An 18,417-nucleotide genomic window follows, 5' to 3' on the forward strand; every position below is an offset into this window, starting at 1 on the left:
TCCGGGGCGTCGTCGTGGGTGCGACGGGACGTGCCCGGGGCGGTGCGGGCTGTGGCGGGCGTGCCGGGACGGCTGGTCGGCAGGTCGGTGAGCATGCGGTATCGCTCCTGAACGGTCTTTCCAGAAGTCCGGAACGCAGGGTCCGGACATGTCCTGAAGGGGGTGTCAGGGGTGCCGCAGCGGAGAGCTGGACGGGCCCCGGAGGGTGCCGTCAGCTGGGGTCTCTCCCGCTGGGCATGCGCCTCCGGTCCGAAGCACGAGACTCCGCCTGCCCCTGGTCCTGAGCGGTAAACCAGGACGCAGCGGCTGCGCCGGGGGCGCGCGGCCCGCACCCTGGAGGAGAGGGGGGAGTCCGTCCGCGAAGGAGTGCCGGCATGGCGAGGAGCCAGGGCGAGGGCAAGCGCCTGAAGAAGGGCGACAAGGTGGCCTGGAAGAGCCACGGAAGCCAGGCCGAGGGAAAGGTGGAGAAGGAGATCACCGAACGGACCCGGGCGGCGGGCCGCACGGTGGACGCGTCGCCTGACGATCCGCAGTACCAGGTGCGCAGTGACAAGTCCGGCCGGTCCGCGGTGCACAAGCCGTCGGCGCTGAAGAAGAAGTGACCAAGCGGGGCCGCCGCGCCGCGGCCGCCCGCCCCGGGCGGGCGGGGCGCCGCGGGGCTCAATCCCCTTGTGCCGTCTGGCGGTTGCGCCGTGGTACGTGCGTACAGTGGAAGGAGAGGGTGCTTCGGCCAGCAGGCACCGCAGTGTGCCGCCGCGCGTGCGCGGGCCCGACTGCGGGACGCCACGCGGGTGCTGACAGTTCAGGAGGCCCCGTCAGTGACCGAGTACCCGCACCCGTCCGACAGGGCAGGGACCGCCGGCCGCGCCGCCTCGCCGGACGCCGTCGACGAGCGCAACCGGCGGCTGGCCCGGGCCGGTGTGGCCCGTGCCGAGGAACTTCTGATGACGCGTTACCGGGTCGGCTCGCAGGGGGAGGCCTTCGACCTGCTGCGCCGTACCTCGCAGAGGTTCAACGTCAAACTCCACACCCTCGCCGACGCCGCCGTCCGGCTGCCGGCTCCGAAGGCCGGGGCCGCCGACTGGGTGCCCGACCGCCCGCGCGGGGGACCGCCCCCGCTGCCCGCCCTGTACACGGGTCAGGCGCGGCCCATCGGCCACGGAGCCGTCCTCGAGGCCGCCCTGCGCCGCGCCATGCATGTCGCTCACACCCATATGGGTCATGTGCAGCTGGTGGAGCACGGGATGCTGCGTATGGCGCGACACGCCGGACTGGCAAGGCACTTCACCGACTACTTCGCCTTCGTCGGGGACACGAGGTCGCCCTGCGCGCGGGCCGCCGAGGACCGCCGGCAGGTCACCGTCAAGGATGTCGCCTCCTCCGACACCTTCGACGAGGCGTCCCGGCAGGCCGTCCTGCGTACCGGGAGCCGGGCCTGCCACAGTGTGCCGCTGGTCGGCCGGCGGGGCGGGGTGATGGGCGTGATCTCCACTCATCACGACGGCCCCGTGGGCGACTTCAGCGCCGCCCAGCTGACGGCACTGGACCACCTCGGCGCGCAGGTCGGCCGCTGGCTGCTGTGGCATCGCCACACCGTCGTCCTCCCCGCCCTCAACCACCTGCACGTCAGCGCCGCGCATCGCGACTGAACGCCGAGCGGACCGGGCGGGCACTCCTCACGAGGAGGCACACTCCTCACGAGGAGACGGTCCAGAAGCACCACCGGATCCACGGCGTCGGCGAAGGAGCCGGCCGGCGGGACCAGCGCCTCGGTCAGCTGCTGTTCGCGGTTCATGACCGTTCACCGTCCAATCCGTCCTCGCCGGCATCCCGCCCGGCCAGTCCACCACCGGATCCGCCGCCCGTGCCGTCCGTACCGTCTGCCTCCGCGGCGAAACGCACCGTGCGGGCCACCACCTCACGCGCCACCTCGGTGACCGTTCGCCCCTCGACGAAAGCCCGCGCCCGCATCCGGTCCAACGCCTCCTCCGGACCCGTGTCGAGCTGCACCATCACGATTACGATCGCCTGGTAGACCTCACTGTGCTCGGCCTCCGAGGCCTCCACCCACGACGCCACCCCGTCCTCGCCCTCCGGCTCCCCGTCGGCGGTGCGGGCATGCAGATTCATCACCGCGAACGTGACCGCGTCCCGCGCCCACAGCGCCACCGCCAGCTCCCGCCGCGACAGCCTTCCGGGCCGGTCCCGGTACAAGTCCAGCGTCCCGATCGCCGAACCCCCCACCCCCAAAGGCAACGAGAAAACCGCCCGGACCCCCAGCTCCACCGCCTGCCGCGCGAACATCGGCCACCGCCGCCCGTCCGCACCACCCGCCAGATCCCCCGCCAGCACCGGGGCCGCCCCCGCCAACGCCGTCTGACACGGACCGTCCCCCAACGTGTACTGCACCTCCGCCAACTGCGCCGCCACCTCGTCACTGGCACACCACGTCGCCCGCACCGTCGCACCGCCCGAGATCGACACCGACGCCCCCGACACCGCCAGCAACCCCACACACGCCCGGCACAACGCCTCCGGCACCCCCACCGGCTCCACGCCCCGAGCCGCCGCCGACAACGCCTCCACCACCCGCAACCGCTCCCGCGCCGCGGACAGCCCGCCACCACGGGCGCCGGAACCCGCGGAGTACTCTCCCGCGGACCCACCCGCGGAGGACCCGTCGGACACGCCCATCACCTCCACGACGGCGAACACGGACACCGCACATCTCCCGCCAGGCCGGCGGACGCCTGCCGGGTACCCGGCAGGCGGGCCGGAGGGCGGGCCGGCGGCGTCAGCCGTCGCGCAGCACGTCCCGGACCGCCGTGACGCGCAGCTCCTCCAGTGTGCTCAGTTGCCGTTGGGCCCGTGCCTCCAGCCGGTCGAGCTCCTGCCCGTCGAGGCGGTCGTCCGCCTCGGCCAGGGCACGCAGCGTGCGCCAGGCGAGCTGCTTGCCCGTGACCCCCAGCCGGAGGAACTCGAGTTCGATCACGAGGGTCAGCGGCGACGGGCGGAAGAGGCGCCCGTTGCTCTTGAGACGCCCCAGCCGCTCGGCGGTGGCGGCCGCCACGACCTTGTAGCCGCGCCGCGGCACGCCGAGGCTCCCCATGACGCGCAGCAGGCTCGCGCGGTCCTCGGCGATCTCATCCGCGAGGTTCCGCAGCGGCCGTGCGTAGGGAGGATCGTGGTGCGACCCGGCCATGAACCGGGCCCGTCGGGTACCGGCCGTGGCGCCTGCGAGATGGTCGTTGAGGTAGATCCCGAGCAGGCCGGTGCGGACCCGCCGGATCTTCGGGCGGGTGCCCGCTGTCGGTGTCGTCATGGCTCTCGTCCTCACTTTCGTCCGCCGTCCGCCGTCCGCCGTCCGGCGCCCTGCGGCGCCGGACGAGTACCCGGTGCGGCGGGGGCCGCCACGCGGCCCCCGCCGCGGCCGGTCGTCACACCTGCGCGGGGAACCGTTCCCAGACGCGGTGCGCGCCCAGCAGACCGATGATCTCGGCCGGCGTCCCCGTACCGCTGTCGCCCACGACCACGCCGGGCGCGTCGGCGGGGACGCCGGCCGCTTCCAGGGCGGCCTCGGCGCCCTTCCAGCCACCGATCGCCTTGCCGTGCCGGAAGGCCTCGTCGAGCAGCAGGGCCACCCGCGGGTCGTGCCCGGGCCCGGACCCGTGGCCGTTGCCGGAGCCGGCCTTGGCGTCCCGCGCGCCGCACGCGTCCCCGCCCAGTCCCGGCGCCCCGACGAGCAGGACGGCGTCGAACTCCACGGACCGGGCGGTGGCGTATGTGCGGTGCACCGGCAGCTCGCCGTCACCGTCACCGAGGACCCCGCCGGCCGGGGCCACCACCAGCGGCACCAGGCCGGCCTCGTCGACGGCCTCGCGCACGGCGCGCACGCCGTCGAGGTCGCCGTCGGACCCGTGACCGCCGCCTTGCGCGCCGGAGGCGTCCGTGGTCCCGAACCGCGTACCCGGACAGCGGCGGTCGACTCGCGAGGACGGCAGCCGGCTCCCGCCGGGCGTGACGTGGACGAATTCCAGCCGCGTCCTCCGTTACGCCCGCTGTCCAGGGGTACCCGAGTGACCCGGCCGGCGCGCCGGCCCCGCCCCCCACCCCGTGGAGCAGATCCGTGAAAGCCCTCCTCATCAACTGCACGCTCAAGAAGTCTCCCGAGCCGTCCAACACGGAGGCCCTGGCCTCGGAGGTCGCCGCCCGCCTGACCAAGCTCGGCGTGCGGACGGAGTCCGTACGGGCCGTCGATCTGGCCATCGCGCCAGGGGTCGTCACGGACGCGGGCGACGGTGACGCGTGGCCGGACGTCCACGAGCGGCTGCTGGACTCCGAGATCCTGGTCATCGCCTCCCCGACCTGGCTGGGACGCCCGTCCTCGGTGGCGCAGCGGGTGCTGGAGCGGATGGACGCCATGATGTCCGAGACGGACCAGGACGACCGCCCGGTCGCCTACGACCGGGTGGCCGGCGTGGTGGTCACCGGGAACGAGGACGGCGCCCACCACGTCATCAGCGAGATCTCCGGGGCACTCGCGGACATCGGGTACACGATCCCGGGCCAGGCGTGGACGTACTGGCACCTCGGACCCGGTCCGGGCCCCGACTACCTGGACGACGAACGCGGCCGCGACTGGGCCCACAGCACGGGCCGCACGATGGCCGACAACCTGCACCGGGTCGCGAGCGCCCTCGCCGGGCGGCCGTCGCCGGTGTCCGGCTGACACCGGAGCCGACGATGACGGTCGAGACACTCACCTCTCCCCACCGGTTCCGCTGCTGGGCCCCGCCGGGGGTCTACCGCCCGCAGACCGACACCGCCCTGCTCGGCCGGGCCCTGCGCCGGGAGCGGATCACCCGCCGTACCGAGATCCTGGACCTCGGTACCGGCAGCGGTGCGCTCGCGGTGGAGGCGGCCCGGCTCGGCGGCCGGGTGACAGCCGTGGACATCTCCTGGCGGGCGCTCGCCACGGCCTGGTGCAACGCCCGGCTGAACGGACAGGCGGTGCGTCTGCGCCACGGTGACCTGGGGTCCGCCGTCCCGGGCCGCCGCTTCGACCTGGTGGTCACCAATCCGCCCTACGTGCCCGCCCCGCCCGGTGACGGCCCGCCCCGGGGCTCCGCCCGGGCGTGGGACGCGGGCGCGGACGGCCGGCTGCTGATCGACCGCATCTGCGCGGCGGCGCCCACCGTGCTGCGCCCGGCGGGACGGCTGCTGATGGTGCACTCGCACCTGAGCGGCGTCGAGGAGACGCTGGCCCGGCTGCATGAGGCCGGGTTGCGTGCGGAGATCGTCGACCGCACCCGGCTGCCCTTCGGCCGGGTCCTGCTCTCCCGGCTCGGCTGGCTGCGCGAACGCGGGCTGGTCGCCGACCGCACGAGCGAGGAACTGGTGGTGATCCGTGCCGAACACGCCTGAACGCCCCCGCCGTGTCCGCGTGCAGCGCGACGGTCCGCTCCTGGTGGAGGGGCCGGTCGAGGTCGTGGGCGAGGACGGCGCCGTGCATGTGTCACGGCGCTTCGTGGTCGCCGTCTGCACCTGCCGCCGTACCCGGACCCCGCCCTGGTGCGACACCAGCCACCGCCGCCGCACGAAACCGGACGGAACCTCATGACCGACGCTCCGCTGCCCGGGCCCCGCGGCCCGCTCTCCGCCGCGCTCGTCGCCGTGCTCCGCGGGGCGGACACCGGCCGGCCACGGCTGCCCGCCGGCACCGCTCCCTACGACGACGACCTCCAGCTCGCCCTGTACCTCCTCTACGAACTCCACTACCTCGGCCTCGACGGGGTACCCGACGACCTCGAGTGGGACCCCGGACTCCTGGCGCTGCGGGCCGAGTTGGAGCACCGCTTCCTGGAGGCGCTGCGCGCGGACGTGCCCGTCGAGGCGTCCGCCACCGTCATGGAGGCGCTGGACGGGCTCCAGCTGGAACCGGTCGGCGAGGTCGAGGGCAGCCTCTCCCACTTCCTGCGTGACCACGGCACCCTGGCCCACTTCCGCGAGTACGCGGCGCTGCGCTCGCTGTACCACCTCAAGGAGGCCGACCCCCACGCCTGGGTGATCCCACGGCTGCGCGGCCGGGCCAAGGCCGCCATGGTCGCCGTCGAGTTCGACGAGTTCGGCGCCGGCCGTGCCGACGAGATCCACGCCCGGCTGTTCGCCGACCTGATGGCGGACCTGGGCCTGGACCCGGCGTACGGGCTCTACCTGGACGCCGCGCCGGCCGAGGCGCTGGCCACCGTCAACCTGATGTCCCTGTTCGGCCTGCACCGGGCCCTGCGCGGGGCGCTCGTCGGCCACTTCGCCACCGTCGAGATCACCTCCTCGCCGGCCTCCCGCCGCCTGGCCGAGGCGCTGCGCCGGCTGGGCGCGGGGGCGGCGGCCGTCCGCTTCTACACCGAACACGTCGAGGCGGACGCGGTGCACGAACAGGTCGTACGGCACGAGGTCGTCGCCGGCCTGCTGGCGGACGAGCCGCGGCTGGAGGCCGACGTGGTGTTCGGCATCCGCGCGACCGGCTACCTGGAGGACCGGCTGGCCGACCGGCTGCTGCCCCGGTGGCGGCAGAGCCGAAGCGCCCTGCGCGGGAACCGGGTCACCTCGGAGGGCGAACCGCTGCCGGCGTAGGCGGCCCCGGGGTGCCGGCCTCAGCCGGTCGGCCGGTCCGACGACGCATCGATCACCGGCCGTTCGGCTGCGCCGAGGAGCAGCCAGGATTGCGATCTCCTGTCACGCCGGTCGGTTTGCTTTCGCCCGCTGGGTGTGGCAGGCAACGTCAGCACCACCAAGACCATCACCAACAACGTCATCACCGGCGCTGTCGCACTCCTGCTCGCACTGGCTGCCAGCGCCGCCGCCCGAGCCGCCGAAGCACCCAGGACGCGACGCGGAACGTCGACGCCGTACACAGCGGGCCGCTGACCTCTGGGCCGTTGGCTTCGTCCGAAGGCGGTCAGGTCGTCCGTGCCGCTCACCTGAGGCAGATCGCGTTCGGGCCCGAGGGACCACCGCAGACCGGTCGTGGCGCACATGACATCCACCTGCGTGTCCCGCCCCGGAACCCCATCCCGTACCGCCCGTCACGCCACTGGCGGCGTGCGCCGCGCCCCTGGACGGCCGGGCGGCTGACAGGTGCCACCACCGCGTTTGCCGTCCGCGCAGGCGGGGACCCAGACGACCATGAGGATCACGTCAGACCGCCGCCGGATGCGGCAGAGCCGCGTCCTGCGGCTGCTGGACCGACTGGAGCGCGAGCCCAGGGCCGACGCGGTGATCGAAACGGTCCGCAAGGGAGTGCAGGCCCTGCCGCTCGGCGACGGGCGGGACCTGCTGCACGGCCGGTGGCTCGGGCACCCGGTGCATCCGCTGATGGTGCAGGTGCCGATCGGAAGCTGGCTGTCGGCGGCGGTGCTGGACCTCTGCCCCGGCCGCTCCCGCGAGGCGGGCCTCCTGGTCGGCGTGGGCCTGGCCGCCGCCGCCCCGGCCGCTCTGGCGGGCTGGGTCGACTGGGCGGAACTGCACCGCCGACAGCAGCGTGTCGGCCTCGTGCACGCCGTCATGAACGCGGCGGCCGTCGGCCTGTACACCGCCTCGCTCACCTCCCGCGTCAGGGGACGCGGCGCGGCGGGCCGGGTCTACGGCTTCCTGGGGCTGACGGCGGTCGCGGCCGGCGGCATGCTGGGCGGTCACCTGGCCTACCGCCAGGCATCCGGCGCGAACCACGCCGAAGAGGTCCCGTACGTCGTCACCCAGGGCTGGCACCGCATCGGAGCCGTGACGGAGTTCCCGGCCGACCAGCCGGTGCGGCGCAGCGTGGACGAAGTGTCGGTCCTGGTCGTCCGGGACGCCGGTGGGGCGGTCCACGCCTTGGCCGAGCGGTGCAGCCACCTCGCCGGGCCGCTGTCCGAAGGCACGGTCAGCGACGGATGCGTCCAGTGCCCCTGGCACGGAAGCGTCTTCCGGCTCTCGGACGGCTGGAACGTGCGGGGTCCGGCCACCGCGCCGCAGCCGGCCTTCGACACCCGGATCATCGACGGCCATGTCGAGATCCGGCTGCGTCAGGGCCCGGACGGGCAGGCAGCGGACGAGGCCGAAGCGGCGCAGCGACGCACGGGGACGGGAGTTCATGGACACGGCAGCTGACGGCCGCCTCGCAGGACGTCTGCCCGGCCTGCTGCGGTGGACCGGCAGGCAGTACGCGGCGGGGCACGACCGTCCGCCGGCCGGCTACCTCGCGGCCATGGCGGGCTTCGCCACGTACACCACGGCCCACGTACACCACGGCCCACGTACACCACGGGCTGGGCTGAACGGTCACGCCCTCCGAGGGTGCGCAGGCGGGCCGCGGCCGGTCAGGGCACGGTGCTCCTGCCGATGACCAGATCGACGACGGCGGGCAGACCGCCCCGGCCCAGGGCGTCGCGCTGGCGATCGGCGCCGGTGCCGCCCTGGAGAAGCCGGTGGACCAGGGCCGTCACCTGACGGCTGTCACCGGAGGCGTCCAGCGCCGGAGCGACGTGGCGCAGCAGCTCGTACAGCATCTCGCCGGCCCGGCGTTGCTGGCCACCGGGATCGACCAGGGTGCCGCTCAGCCCGTGGCGTGCCGCGTGCCACATACTCGCCTGTAGCAGTTCCTGGTCGCAGTCGAGCGCCGGAGCGCCGGCGGCGGCCTCCGCCAGCGCGGTCTCCACGAGGGCCCGGACGAGGCCCGTCAGCATCACCGCGTCGTCCGCGCGCAGCTGCACGTCCAGGCACCGCACCTCGATGGTGGGGTACCGGGCCGAGAGCCTGGCCTGCCAGTACAGCTGACCGGTGTCCGAGATCAGACCGCTGTCCAGCAGTTGCCGCACGCGCCGCTCGTGGTCGGCGAGGTCCGCGAAGTGCGGGGGCATGCCGCTGACCGGCCAGCGGCTGAAGATCACGGTACGCCAGCTGGCGAAGCCGGTGTCGTGGCCGTCCCACAGCGGGGAGTTCGCGGACAGCGCGGTGAGGGTCGGCAGCCACACCCGGATCCGGTTCAGGACCTGCACACGGGTCTCCCGGCCGGGGACGCCGACGTGCACGTGCATACCGTTGACCAGCTGCTCCGCCACCAGCTGGGGTGCCTGGGTGCGCATGGCCCGGTAACGGGCCTGGTCGGTGACGGCCACCGGGTGGCCGTGGCGCAGTGGGGGTGTCGCGCAGGTGGCGAGCCGGCAGCCGTGCGCCTCGGCGGCCGCCCCGACGGCGTGCCGCAGCCGGAGCAGGTGTCCACCGGCCTCCTCCAGCGTGCCGCACACCGGCGTGGCCACCTCGATCTGCGCTTGCAGCAGCTCGCAGTGCACCTCCTGGTCGGCCACCAGACGGCCCAGGCCGGCCGCGGTCCGCACCTTGTCCGCCAGGGGGACCGGCAGACCCGTGACGGGGTCGAGCAGCATGTACTCCTCTTCGACGCCGATCGTCGTCATCAAGGCCGCCTGTTCCGCCCGGCCACGCTGCCGGACCGGCTCCGGACGCGTGACAGTGCACCGCACGACGAGGCTCGTGGCACGAGTCACTCGCGCTCCCCGAGTGCCGCACCCGCCACGCCGTAAACCACCACCCGCCGCTTCCGAAGGCGTCGTCACTCTCCCAGGACTGGACAGCGATCTCCCGGCAATGAGCAAGGGGTGACACGCATCGCAATCGTCGTCCTGACTCTCGTCGCAGGTGCACTGGCGTCCCTGGCGGCGGCCTCGGTCTCCCTCTGGTGGCTGCTCGTCGCCGTGCCGGTGACGCTGTCGGCTCTGCTGGGCACGTGGGATCTGCTGCAACGCCGGCATTCGGTGCTGCGCAACTATCCGGTGCTCGGCCATGCCCGCTTCCTCATGGAGCGCATACGTCCGGAGCTCCAGCAGTACTTCATCGAGCGGAACTACGACGGGCGCCCCTTCGACCGGGACGTGCGCAGCATCGTCTACGAGCGCGCCAAGGGCACCGAGGCGGAGGAGCCGTACGGCACCGAACGGGACGTGTACCAGCCCGGTCACGAGTTCCTGGTGCCGTCGATGGCACCGTGCCCGGTGCCCGAGACGCCGCCACGCGTGCGGATCGGCGGTCCGGACTGCGGCCGGCCCTACGACATGGCGCTGCTGAACGTCTCGGCGATGAGCTTCGGCTCGCTGTCCGCCAATGCCGTCCTCGCCCTCAACGGGGGCGCCGCGGCGGGGGGCTTCGCCCAGGACACCGGTGAGGGCGGCCTGTCCGCGTATCACCTCCGTCCGGGCGGCGACCTCGTGTGGGAGATCGGCACCGGGTACTTCGGCTGCCGCACCAAGGACGGTGATTTCGACGCGGCCGAGTTCGCCGACAAGGCCGCGCACGACCACGTGAAGTGCGTGTCACTGAAGCTGTCGCAGGGCGCCAAGCCCGGCATCGGCGGTGTGCTCCCGGGCGCCAAGGTGAACGCCGAGATAGCCAGGACCCGTGACGTGCCGCAAGGGCGGACGGTCGTCTCCCCGCCCTACCACCGCGTGTTCTCCACCCCACGCGAGCTCGTGCGCTTCATCGCCCGCATGCGGGAGCTGTCCGGTGGCAAGCCCACCGGGTTCAAGCTGTGCGTGGGCTCGCGCCGGCAGTTCCTGGCCGTGTGCAGGGCCATGCTGGAGGAGGGCACGGCGCCTGACTTCATCGTCGTGGACGGCGCCGAGGGCGGCACCGGCGCGGCGCCGCTGGAGTTCGCCGACCACGTGGGCACCCCGCTCACCGAGGGGCTGCTCACCGTGCACAACGCCCTCGTCGGCACCGGCCTGCGCGACCGGATCAGGATCGGCGCGAGCGGCAAGATCGCCACCGGCACCGACCTGGTCAAACGCATGGTGCAGGGCGCCGACTACGGCAACGCCGCGCGGGCGATGATGTTCGCCGTCGGCTGCATCCAGGCGCAGCGGTGCCACACGAACGCCTGCCCCACCGGCGTCACCACCCAGGACCCCCGCCGCGCCCGCGCCCTCGACGTCCGGGACAAGACCGCGCGCGTCCAGCGCTTCCAGGAGGCGACCGTGGCCAGCGCACTTCAGATCATGGCGTCCTTGGGCGTCACCGACCCCGCGCAGCTGCGCCCGCACATGCTCCGCCGGCGCGTCGACCCCTGCACCGAGCGCTCCTACGAGGAGCTGTACGAGTGGCTCCGGCCCGGCCAGTTGCTCGCCGAGCCGCCGGCCTCCTGGGCGGCCGACTGGAACGCCGCCGACCCCGACCACTTCACCGTCTGATCCGGAGGACTCACGTGGCCCGTACTGTAGCCCGCGTCATCGTGGACGCACTGAGCGAACTCGGCGTGCGCCAGGTGTTCGGCGTCGTGGGAGACGCGCTCAATCCCCTGACCGACGCCATCCGCACCACCGACGACCTCGAATGGGTGGGCTGCCGGCACGAGGAGGCGGCCGCGTTCGCCGCGAGCGCCCAGTCGCAGCTCACCGGAGCGCTCGGGGTGTGCATGGGCACCGTCGGGCCCGGCTCCGTCCACCTCCTGAACGGCCTGTACGACGCGGCCAAGAGCCACGCCCCGGTCCTGGCGATAGCCGGCCAGGTACCCCTCGCCGAAATCGGCAGCGACTACTTCCAGGAGGTCGACAACGACGCCCTCTTCAGCGACGTCGCCGTCTTCCGCGCGACCGTCACCTCGCCCGACCAGCTGCCGCGGATGCTGGAGACGGCGGTGCGCCACGCACGGGGCCGCAAGGGCGTCGCCGTCCTCACCGTGCCGGGCGACCTGGGCGATCGGGAGCTGACCGCCGACCGTCCCGCCCGGTTCTCCCTGAACCCTCCGGTGAACCGGCCGGACGGGGCCGCCGTCCGCCGCGCCGCGGAACTCCTCGACCGGTCCGAACGGGCCACGCTGCTCGTCGGCGAGGGCGCCCGTGCCGCCCGCGAGGACGTGCTCACCCTCGCCGACCGCCTGGCCGCACCGATGGTCCTCACGCTCAAGGCCAAGGCGGGCTTCGAGGGGGACACCAACCCCTTCCAGGTCGGCCAGACGGGCCTGATCGGCAACCCCGCCGCCGCGGCGGCCCTCCAGGACGCGGACACTCTTGTGCTGCTCGGCACGGACTTCCCCTACCGGGACTGGTATCCCGAGGGACGGACCGTGATCCAGGTCGACACCGAGGCCACCCACATCGGCCGCCGGGTGCCGGTCGACGTCGGCCTCGTGGGGGACACCGGCGCCGCCGTCCGAGACCTGCTGGACCACCTTGGCGCCGCCCCCGCGGGCACCGAGGGCGCACGCGACCGGTCGCATCTGGAGAAGGCACGCGAGCACTTCGACCAGTGGCGCGCCGGACAGGCCCGGCTCGCCGACCCCGCGCACGACAAGGGGCTCGTGGGCCGCATCCGCTCCGCGCTGGACAACCGCGCCCATGACATACGCCCGGAGGCCCTCGCGGCGGCCGTCGACCGGATCGCGGCCGACGACGCCGTCTTCACCTCCGACACGGGCATGGCCACGGTCTGGCTCTCGCGCTTCGTCGAGATGCGCGGCCGGCGCCGCCTCATCGGCTCCTACAACCTCGGCTCGATGGCGAACGCCATGCCCCAGGCCCTGGGCGCCCAGAGCCTGGACCGCGAGCGGCAGGTCGTCGCCTTCTGCGGCGACGGCGGCCTGAGCATGCTCCTCGGCGACCTCATGACCCTCAAGACGTACAGCCTGCCCGTCAAGCTGGTCGTCTTCGACAACCGGCGGCTGGGCATGGTGAAACTCGAACAGGAGCAGGCGGGCCTGCCCGAGTTCGGCACCGTGCTGGACAACCCCGACTTCGCCGCCGTGGCCGAGGCCATGGGCATCACCGGCATCCGCGTGACGGACCCGGCAGAGGTGGAGAGCGCCGTGCGACGCGCCTTCCGCAGTCCGGGCCCGGTCCTGCTCGACGTCCTCACCAACCCCGACGAGGTCGCCGTCCCGGCCAAGCCGACGGTCGAGCAGGGCTGGGGGTTCGCGGTGGCCAAGGTGAAGGAGGTCGTCCGCAGCCACGGAGAGCCGAGCGGCAACTGACGCCGGGGACCGGTGGGACCACCACCGTTCTCCTACGACGGTCTCTCCTGCCGAAGCCCAACTGACCAGCGGCTGGCCGCCCCTACCGGAGCGGGGGAACGCGGGACATCGCGGCTAAGGTGCGGCCCATGTCTGATAAATCGTTGTCCACGGGGCGCCTGTGGGCAGTCCTGCTCGGGGTCGACGCTGTCATCACCGCGTCGACGATCATGGTGTGGCGGCAGAGCGGAACACCGTGGACCGAAACCTTGCTCAGCTCGGCTGCGGTTGCTCTTGCGGTCCCGGTAGCCGGCCCATGGGCGATAAGGCGGACCAGGGCAAGGGTCGAGGAGGCAGTGCGGCAACAGCGCTGATCCAGCCCTGATCAACTTCTCACCCTGCCCCGGCCACCAGACGGTCGAGTTCGAGTGGAGCGGCGGCGAGGTCGACTCCGGAACCTTCCGGGAGTTCTGGGTGCACGTGCCTGCGCGGTACGACCCGGCGGAACCGGCCTCCCTGAGGGGATACCCGTCCAGCTTCGCGCAGATGCCGGACGGCAATCCCTGCGCAGACCTCATCCGGCTCGCCGAAAACCTGCGCGTGGCAGCCGCTCTCGCTGAGGTGGCATCCTGCTGCCGGATGCGCTGCGCCGGCTGTGGCGGCCCAACGAGGATTCATCGACACACGCATCACGCGACCCGGCGCCGCCTGCTCCGAGACACCTCGAAGGGCCCTCCCGGCGTATGCACGGGAGGGCCCTTCGAAGACAGAGATGTCGTCAGTGCTTGAAGGCGTCCTTGGCCTTCTCCTTGGCCTCACGGGCATCACCCGTGCTCTTCTCGGCCTGTCCTTCGGCGGCCATGCGGTCATTCCCGACGGCGCTGCCCGCGGCCTCCTTGGCCTTGCCCTTGGCCTGCTCGGTCTTCGCCTTGGCCTTTTCGCCGGCAGTCATGGAATGCGCCTCCTCATTGCCTCGGTTCTGTTTTCGCTGTAGCCCACCGGTGCCCCGGCTTTCCCTGTACAAACGAGCCACGATCACGGAATGAAGGAAACAGTCGCGGGCATACGGCGGCCAAGGAGGTCGATAACCATGGTTCCTTTGCTGCTCGTTCTGCTTCTCGCACTCGTCCTGTTCGGTGTCGGTTTCGCTGTCAAGGTCCTTTGGTGGGTGGCCGTCGCCGTCCTGGTGCTGTGGCTGCTCGGCTTCGTGATGCGCTCCACGAGCGCCGGGGGTGGCCGCGGCCGCTGGTACCGATGGTGACCTGACCCGCACTCACCCCTCCGTAGGGCCTGGCCGGAACCGGCCAGGCCCTACGGGCTTGACGCAGCCTTCCCGCCCCCGGCGCGGGCTGCCTCGCGGCGGGGTGCGGTCAGGAGGCGACGATGCGGCGTACGTTGTCGACCGAACCGCAGTCGGCTTTCAGCTGGCGCTCGCGTTCCTCCCGGAACGCCGCGCCCAGTTCCTCGCGCCGCTCCATGGCCACGTTCTCGCGCGCGCCGTTGAGGATGGTGCGTTCCTCCTCGTCGGCGTGGTGGGTGACGGCTTCCACCAGATCCTCCAGCTTGGAGTCCCACTCCTCGGAGCCGACCTCCGCCACCTCCAGGAGGTTCAGAAGGGCCTCGTTGCCCTCGTCGTGCTCATGCTCGCCGTGCTCGACCTCTTCGTCGTCGATGTTCTTGTACCTCTTCAGGGCCGGATAGACCACGGTCTCCTCGGCCAGCGCGTGGGCGATCAGGAGGTCCGCGAATTCCTGGAGCGCGTCGGCCCGGTCGGCTTCGACGCTGCGCATCAGCCGGAACAGGTCCTCCATACGCCTGTGGTCCTGAAGGATGAGCTCGACGACGTCCTGGGTCTCTGCCATGGCGGTGCACCACTTTCGTGCGAACGGTTGAGGTGGCTACCGCCTACCCTCACGGTCCCCGTTGATGGCCCCCGACCTCGCGGCGACGACGGCCGGCCGGCACCCCCCGAACGAGAGCTGCCGGCCGGCTCCCGCGAACTCTCACGGTTGTTCTTCGAAGGTCTCCCGGCTCCTGACACGTTGCCTCGCCCGCAGAAAAACTGTCATGGCGGCAGTAGACATTCCGTGGCCGCCGGGTTAGCGTTGTGTGCGTAGCCAGAAGTCCAAGCGGGCACAGCAGACACGAACTGCTGTGCAGGCAGATCAGAAGGACACGGCCCCCGCGGGGCTGTGAGCAGTAGTAGCCGCGGTATCCGCGTACTCGAAAGGTAAGGAGCAGAGCGCCATCAGGATCGCCCGGGCGAGGAAGCAGTCCGCCCGGGTACCGCAAGGCCCCGGATTGGAAGGTGGTCCCCGGTCACGCATTCACGATCCCCGCAACCCCCGCCCTCCCAGGCGGCACTGCGGAAAAAGAAAGTCGGCGCAACGCGCCGGTAGATGGTGTTGAAAGCTCGGGGCCCGGTGCCGTACAGGCACTCGGGCCCCCCGACGCGTCCCCGAAAGAAGAGGTCTATGCCGCCTGCCGGTTCCCGTCCCATCGGCCCCCTCGACGATGACGACTACCCCGCCTACACCATGGGCCGGGCCGCCGAGATGCTCGGCACCACCCCCGCCTTCCTCCGTACCCTCGGCGAACATCGCCTGATCACCCCGCTGCGCTCCGACGGCGGCCATCGCCGCTACTCCCGGTACCAGCTGCGCATCGCCGCCCGAGCCCGCGAACTCGTCGACCAGGGCACCGCCATAGAGGCCGCCTGCCGCATCGTCATCCTCGAAGACCAGCTCGAAGAGGCGCAGCGCATCAACGAGCAACTGCGCGCCGAGGGCGGCAAACCCCAGCCGAAGACATCGGCCTGAGCGGAACGCCCGGACCCGAGGCGCACGACGCAGGCGCACGACGCACCGCCGGCGGACGCGGTCGCCGCGGGACCGCACCGCCGTTCCGCGGCCGGCCGGGCTCAACGCGTCAACCGGACGCCGCCGGAAAAGCAACCCGTGAGCAGGCGTGACGCAGTAGTTGGGTGAAGAGGGGCCGAACCCGGGGAAGAAGGAGCGGCAACCGACAGGAGGTTGCCATGAATGGCGGGGATCTGGAACTGGGGCAGCTTCTGGCCGCCGCAGAGGCGGCACCGCCCGGGGAGTCCGTCGAGGTACTCGCGGACGACCTGCGCAAGCGCTTCGGCGCGGAGCGTGTGTCGTTCCTGTTCGTCGACCTCGTGGGCCGGCGGCTGCTGCGCCTGACCACACAGGCCGAGGACGACATGGGGGGCGCTGCCGAGCGGATCGACCTGGAGGGCAGCGTCTACGACACGGTCCTGCGCACCCAGTGCCAGCACGTCGAACCGGACGGCCAGGGCGGGCGGCGCGTGATCTCGCCGGTCACCAACCGCGGCGACTGCATCGGCGTGCTGGAGGCCACGCTCCAGAACGCCGACGACACCGTACTCGCCCAGATCGAGGACGCGGCGCACGCACTGGCCTACATCATCGTCACGGACCGCCGCTTCACCGACCTTTACCACGCGGGCCGACGCACCACCCGGACCAGCCTGGCCGCCGAGATCCAGCACCAACTGCTCCCCTCGGCCTCGTGCTGCGAAGCTCCACAGTTCACCCTCGCGGCAGGGCTGGTGCCGGCCGACGACATCGGCGGCGACACCTACGACTACACACTCGATCGCGACACACTGCACCTGTCCATCACCGACGCCATGGGCCACGACACCAACTCCGCGCTGCTCGCCACACTCCTGGTCGGCGCCATGCGCGGCGCCCGCCGCAGCGGCTGTGACGCACTCCAGCAGGCGCAACAGGCCCACGACGCCCTGCTGTCCCACAGCCGCGGTCTGGCCACCGGCCAATTGCTCTGCGTCGGCCTCGCGACGGGGACCTGCGAACTGGTCAACGCAGGGCATCCCCGGCCCCTGCGCCTACGCGAAGGCGCCACCGAGGTCGAAGAGATCCAGCTCGAGGTCAACCTCCCCTTCGGCGTGGCCGCCCCCACCTCCTACCACGTGCAGCGACTCCAGCTTCTCCCCGGCGACCGTCTGATCCTGCTCACCGACGGCATGCAGGAACGCGGCGCCGGAGCCGTCGACCTGGCATCCCTCGTACGGGACACCCGCACCTCGCATCCCAGGGAAGCCGTGCGCAGCCTGACCACCGCGGTACTGGACGCCTGCCGGGGAAACCTCCGGGACGACGCCACCGTCCTCGTCCTGGACTGGCACGGTCCGCGACGCGAGGACGGGTAGGGACCAGCGTCGCGGTACGGAGCTGCTGGACGTCTCGGCCGCCGTCGTCACGCCGACGGAGCGTCAGCAGTGAGCCATATGGGCCCGCGGGTGGCCGAGCCCGGGGAACTGACCGAGGGGAAGGGCATGGTTGTCCGCGTGGACGTCCCAGCACACGATGTTCCGAGAAGCCCTCGGGCCGAAGGCCGGCCGATGTACAGTGAAGGACGCCCTTGACCTGCAAAAAGCAGGCAGGGAGCCGTCTTCCAGGAGTCCAAAGTGCTGCGAACTCTGTTCAAGTCCAAGATCCACCGCGCCACCGTCACCCAGGCCGACCTGCACTACGTGGGATCCGTGACCATCGACGCCGATCTGCTCGACGCCGCCGACCTGCTGCCCGGTGAGCTGGTCCACATCGTCGACATCACCAACGGCGCCCGGCTGGAGACGTACGTCATCGAGGGCGAGCGGGGCTCGGGGGTGGTCGGGATCAACGGGGCCGCCGCCCACCTGGTGCACCCCGGCGACCTGGTGATCATCATCAGCTACGCTCAGTTCACCGACGCCGAGGCGCGTACGTTTCGGCCGCGGGTCGTGCACGTGGACGACGGCAACCGAATCGTGGCGCTCGGTGCCGACCCGTCCGAGCCGGTACCGGGCTCGGACCAGGAGCGCAGCCCGCAGGCCGTACAGGTCTGACCGGCGGACCAGGAGGGCGACATGAGCGACATCGAGATCCGCGACGACCGGCAGGCCGGGCGTCTGGAAGCGGTCGCCGGCGGTGAAGTCGTCGGCCACATCGAGTACTTCGTGCTGGAGTCGCCCTCCCGGGCCTTCGTGCCCGTGCACACCATCGTGCAACCGGAGCACGAGGGGAAGGGCATCGCGGGCTCCCTCGCCCGCGAGCTGTACGCGATCTCCGAGCGCGAGGACACCCCGGTGGCCCCGCTCTGCCCGTACGTCGTCAGGTGGGCCGAACGCCACCCCGACGTGGCCCCGACGCCCGACCCCGAGCTGCTGCGCGCGGCGAAGGAGTGGCTGGTGGCCCACCCCGGCCGCTTCTGACCGGCGGCGGACGCACCGGAACCCCGGGCCCGCCGTCCGGGTGAGTGGGAGCGCGGGGGCCGGGTACGCGTGGCAGTAGACCAGAGGTGACGTCGACCCACTGGCCGGAGGACGCCATGACGAACCCGCAACCCCCCGACCCCTACCCGAGCCCGGTCCCCAC

The 18,417-nt window shown here is 72.2% G+C and carries 21 protein-coding genes; 14 read left to right on the forward strand and 7 right to left on the reverse strand.

The window, feature by feature from the left end; translation table 11 throughout:
• Positions 1-374 precede the first annotated feature (374 nt).
• Together AAW13_RS38905 and AAW13_RS38910 are read left to right on the forward strand one after the other, a co-directional pair.
• Positions 375-602 carry a hypervirulence associated TUDOR domain-containing protein gene (locus AAW13_RS38905; protein WP_046734321.1) on the forward strand — a complete coding sequence of 76 codons (228 nt, stop codon included), beginning with the start codon at positions 375-377 and terminating at the stop codon, positions 600-602.
• A 216-nt stretch (positions 603-818) separates the two neighbouring features.
• A complete protein-coding gene (locus tag AAW13_RS38910) occupies positions 819-1,649 on the forward strand; it encodes a GAF and ANTAR domain-containing protein (RefSeq protein WP_240528865.1) in 831 nt (276 codons plus the stop codon).
• A gap of 142 nt (positions 1,650-1,791) precedes the next feature.
• Here AAW13_RS38910 and AAW13_RS38915 read toward each other — a convergent pair whose 3' ends face one another.
• The 3 genes from AAW13_RS38915 to AAW13_RS38925 all read right to left on the reverse strand — a co-directional run bounded on the left by AAW13_RS38915 (position 1,792) and on the right by AAW13_RS38925 (position 4,037).
• On the reverse strand, positions 1,792-2,721 hold the full coding sequence (locus tag AAW13_RS38915) for a GAF and ANTAR domain-containing protein (RefSeq protein WP_206306357.1): 930 nt from the start codon (positions 2,719-2,721) through the stop codon (positions 1,792-1,794).
• Positions 2,722-2,794: 73 nt separating this feature from the next.
• Positions 2,795-3,322, reverse strand: a complete 528-nt coding sequence (locus tag AAW13_RS38920) for a hypothetical protein (protein ID WP_046734320.1) — start codon at positions 3,320-3,322, stop codon at positions 2,795-2,797.
• Between the two features lie 115 nt (positions 3,323-3,437).
• Positions 3,438-4,037 carry a hypothetical protein gene (locus tag AAW13_RS38925; RefSeq protein ID WP_167391781.1) on the reverse strand — a complete coding sequence of 200 codons (600 nt, stop codon included), beginning with the start codon at positions 4,035-4,037 and terminating at the stop codon, positions 3,438-3,440.
• Positions 4,038-4,126: 89 nt separating this feature from the next.
• On the opposite strand from AAW13_RS38925, the gene AAW13_RS38930 reads away from it, so the two are divergent.
• From AAW13_RS38930 to AAW13_RS38945, 4 genes are read left to right on the forward strand one after another with little or no spacing between them, the layout of a single operon-like run.
• On the forward strand, positions 4,127-4,729 hold the full coding sequence (locus tag AAW13_RS38930) for a flavodoxin family protein (protein WP_046732284.1): 603 nt from the start codon (positions 4,127-4,129) through the stop codon (positions 4,727-4,729).
• Positions 4,730-4,743: 14 nt separating this feature from the next.
• Complete coding sequence (locus AAW13_RS38935) at positions 4,744-5,424, forward strand: HemK2/MTQ2 family protein methyltransferase (RefSeq protein ID WP_046732285.1); 681 nt, start codon at positions 4,744-4,746, stop codon at positions 5,422-5,424.
• On the forward strand, positions 5,408-5,620 hold the full coding sequence (locus AAW13_RS38940; protein WP_046732286.1) for a CDGSH iron-sulfur domain-containing protein: 213 nt from the start codon (positions 5,408-5,410) through the stop codon (positions 5,618-5,620). Before AAW13_RS38935 ends, AAW13_RS38940 begins: the two co-directional genes overlap by 17 nt.
• The gene (locus tag AAW13_RS38945; protein WP_046732287.1) at positions 5,617-6,633 is read left to right on the forward strand and encodes an iron-containing redox enzyme family protein; all 1,017 of its coding nucleotides are present in this window, start codon (positions 5,617-5,619) and stop codon (positions 6,631-6,633) included. The genes AAW13_RS38940 and AAW13_RS38945 overlap by 4 nt, the downstream gene beginning before the upstream one ends.
• Before the next feature lie 20 nt (positions 6,634-6,653).
• Here the strand turns inward: AAW13_RS38945 and AAW13_RS47895 are convergent, their stop codons facing one another.
• A complete protein-coding gene (locus AAW13_RS47895; protein ID WP_420855519.1) occupies positions 6,654-7,037 on the reverse strand; it encodes a hypothetical protein in 384 nt (127 codons plus the stop codon).
• Positions 7,038-7,212: 175 nt separating this feature from the next.
• Between AAW13_RS47895 and AAW13_RS38950 the strand changes: the two genes are divergently transcribed.
• Positions 7,213-8,148, forward strand: coding sequence for a Rieske (2Fe-2S) protein (locus tag AAW13_RS38950; protein WP_046732288.1), 936 nt, complete (start codon positions 7,213-7,215; stop codon positions 8,146-8,148).
• A 209-nt stretch (positions 8,149-8,357) separates the two neighbouring features.
• On the opposite strand, the gene AAW13_RS38960 is transcribed toward AAW13_RS38950, so the two are convergent.
• Positions 8,358-9,452, reverse strand: a complete 1,095-nt coding sequence (locus AAW13_RS38960) for a carboxylate-amine ligase (RefSeq protein WP_046732289.1) — start codon at positions 9,450-9,452, stop codon at positions 8,358-8,360.
• A 201-nt stretch (positions 9,453-9,653) separates the two neighbouring features.
• Between AAW13_RS38960 and AAW13_RS38965 the strand changes: the two genes are divergently transcribed.
• Together AAW13_RS38965 and AAW13_RS38970 are read left to right on the forward strand one after the other, a co-directional pair.
• Positions 9,654-11,237 carry an FMN-binding glutamate synthase family protein gene (locus tag AAW13_RS38965; protein ID WP_046732290.1) on the forward strand — a complete coding sequence of 528 codons (1,584 nt, stop codon included), beginning with the start codon at positions 9,654-9,656 and terminating at the stop codon, positions 11,235-11,237.
• Between the two features lie 14 nt (positions 11,238-11,251).
• Positions 11,252-13,015, forward strand: coding sequence for a thiamine pyrophosphate-dependent enzyme (locus AAW13_RS38970; RefSeq protein WP_046732291.1), 1,764 nt, complete (start codon positions 11,252-11,254; stop codon positions 13,013-13,015).
• A 757-nt stretch (positions 13,016-13,772) separates the two neighbouring features.
• On the opposite strand, the gene AAW13_RS38980 is transcribed toward AAW13_RS38970, so the two are convergent.
• Positions 13,773-13,946 (reverse strand): CsbD family protein, encoded by a 174-nt coding sequence (locus tag AAW13_RS38980; RefSeq protein ID WP_069751537.1) that lies wholly within the window; start codon positions 13,944-13,946, stop codon positions 13,773-13,775.
• Between the two features lie 138 nt (positions 13,947-14,084).
• On the opposite strand from AAW13_RS38980, the gene AAW13_RS38985 reads away from it, so the two are divergent.
• Complete coding sequence (locus AAW13_RS38985) at positions 14,085-14,255, forward strand: hypothetical protein (protein WP_046732292.1); 171 nt, start codon at positions 14,085-14,087, stop codon at positions 14,253-14,255.
• A gap of 109 nt (positions 14,256-14,364) precedes the next feature.
• On the opposite strand, the gene AAW13_RS38990 is transcribed toward AAW13_RS38985, so the two are convergent.
• Positions 14,365-14,856 carry a hemerythrin domain-containing protein gene (locus tag AAW13_RS38990; protein WP_046732293.1) on the reverse strand — a complete coding sequence of 164 codons (492 nt, stop codon included), beginning with the start codon at positions 14,854-14,856 and terminating at the stop codon, positions 14,365-14,367.
• Positions 14,857-15,468: 612 nt separating this feature from the next.
• Here AAW13_RS38990 and AAW13_RS38995 point away from each other — a divergent pair.
• From AAW13_RS38995 to AAW13_RS39010, 4 genes are all read left to right on the forward strand, one after another.
• Entirely contained in the window at positions 15,469-15,813 is a 345-nt protein-coding gene (locus AAW13_RS38995) for a MerR family transcriptional regulator (RefSeq protein WP_046732294.1), read from the forward strand.
• Between the two features lie 218 nt (positions 15,814-16,031).
• Positions 16,032-17,210 carry a PP2C family protein-serine/threonine phosphatase gene (locus AAW13_RS39000; RefSeq protein WP_046732295.1) on the forward strand — a complete coding sequence of 393 codons (1,179 nt, stop codon included), beginning with the start codon at positions 16,032-16,034 and terminating at the stop codon, positions 17,208-17,210.
• 258 nt (positions 17,211-17,468) lie between these two features.
• A complete protein-coding gene (gene panD / locus AAW13_RS39005) occupies positions 17,469-17,888 on the forward strand; it encodes an aspartate 1-decarboxylase (RefSeq protein ID WP_046732296.1) in 420 nt (139 codons plus the stop codon).
• Between the two features lie 21 nt (positions 17,889-17,909).
• Complete coding sequence (locus AAW13_RS39010) at positions 17,910-18,254, forward strand: GNAT family N-acetyltransferase (RefSeq protein ID WP_046732297.1); 345 nt, start codon at positions 17,910-17,912, stop codon at positions 18,252-18,254.
• Positions 18,255-18,417: the final 163 nt, after the last annotated feature.

Source organism: Streptomyces humi, from assembly GCF_001005085.2.
Taxonomy (GTDB): Bacteria; Actinomycetota; Actinomycetes; order Streptomycetales; family Streptomycetaceae; genus Streptomyces; species Streptomyces humi.

Excerpts from the sequence above, each read along its gene's own strand:
- AAW13_RS47895 (WP_420855519.1), bottom strand. The coding sequence starts at position 7,037 with ATGTGCGCCACGACCGGTCTGCGGTGGTCCCTCGGGCCCGAACGCGAT.
- AAW13_RS38980 (WP_069751537.1), bottom strand. The coding sequence starts at position 13,946 with ATGACTGCCGGCGAAAAGGCCAAGGCGAAGACCGAGCAGGCCAAGGGC.
- AAW13_RS38935 (WP_046732285.1), top strand. The coding sequence starts at position 4,744 with ATGACGGTCGAGACACTCACCTCTCCCCACCGGTTCCGCTGCTGGGCC.
- AAW13_RS38945 (WP_046732287.1), top strand. The coding sequence starts at position 5,617 with ATGACCGACGCTCCGCTGCCCGGGCCCCGCGGCCCGCTCTCCGCCGCG.
- AAW13_RS39000 (WP_046732295.1), top strand. The coding sequence starts at position 16,032 with ATGAATGGCGGGGATCTGGAACTGGGGCAGCTTCTGGCCGCCGCAGAG.
- AAW13_RS39010 (WP_046732297.1), top strand. The coding sequence starts at position 17,910 with ATGAGCGACATCGAGATCCGCGACGACCGGCAGGCCGGGCGTCTGGAA.
- AAW13_RS38995 (WP_046732294.1), top strand. The coding sequence starts at position 15,469 with ATGCCGCCTGCCGGTTCCCGTCCCATCGGCCCCCTCGACGATGACGAC.
- AAW13_RS38950 (WP_046732288.1), top strand. The coding sequence starts at position 7,213 with ATGCGGCAGAGCCGCGTCCTGCGGCTGCTGGACCGACTGGAGCGCGAG.
- AAW13_RS38920 (WP_046734320.1), bottom strand. The coding sequence starts at position 3,322 with ATGACGACACCGACAGCGGGCACCCGCCCGAAGATCCGGCGGGTCCGC.
- AAW13_RS38905 (WP_046734321.1), top strand. The coding sequence starts at position 375 with ATGGCGAGGAGCCAGGGCGAGGGCAAGCGCCTGAAGAAGGGCGACAAG.
- AAW13_RS38985 (WP_046732292.1), top strand. The coding sequence starts at position 14,085 with ATGGTTCCTTTGCTGCTCGTTCTGCTTCTCGCACTCGTCCTGTTCGGT.
- AAW13_RS38960 (WP_046732289.1), bottom strand. The coding sequence starts at position 9,452 with ATGACGACGATCGGCGTCGAAGAGGAGTACATGCTGCTCGACCCCGTC.
- AAW13_RS38990 (WP_046732293.1), bottom strand. The coding sequence starts at position 14,856 with ATGGCAGAGACCCAGGACGTCGTCGAGCTCATCCTTCAGGACCACAGG.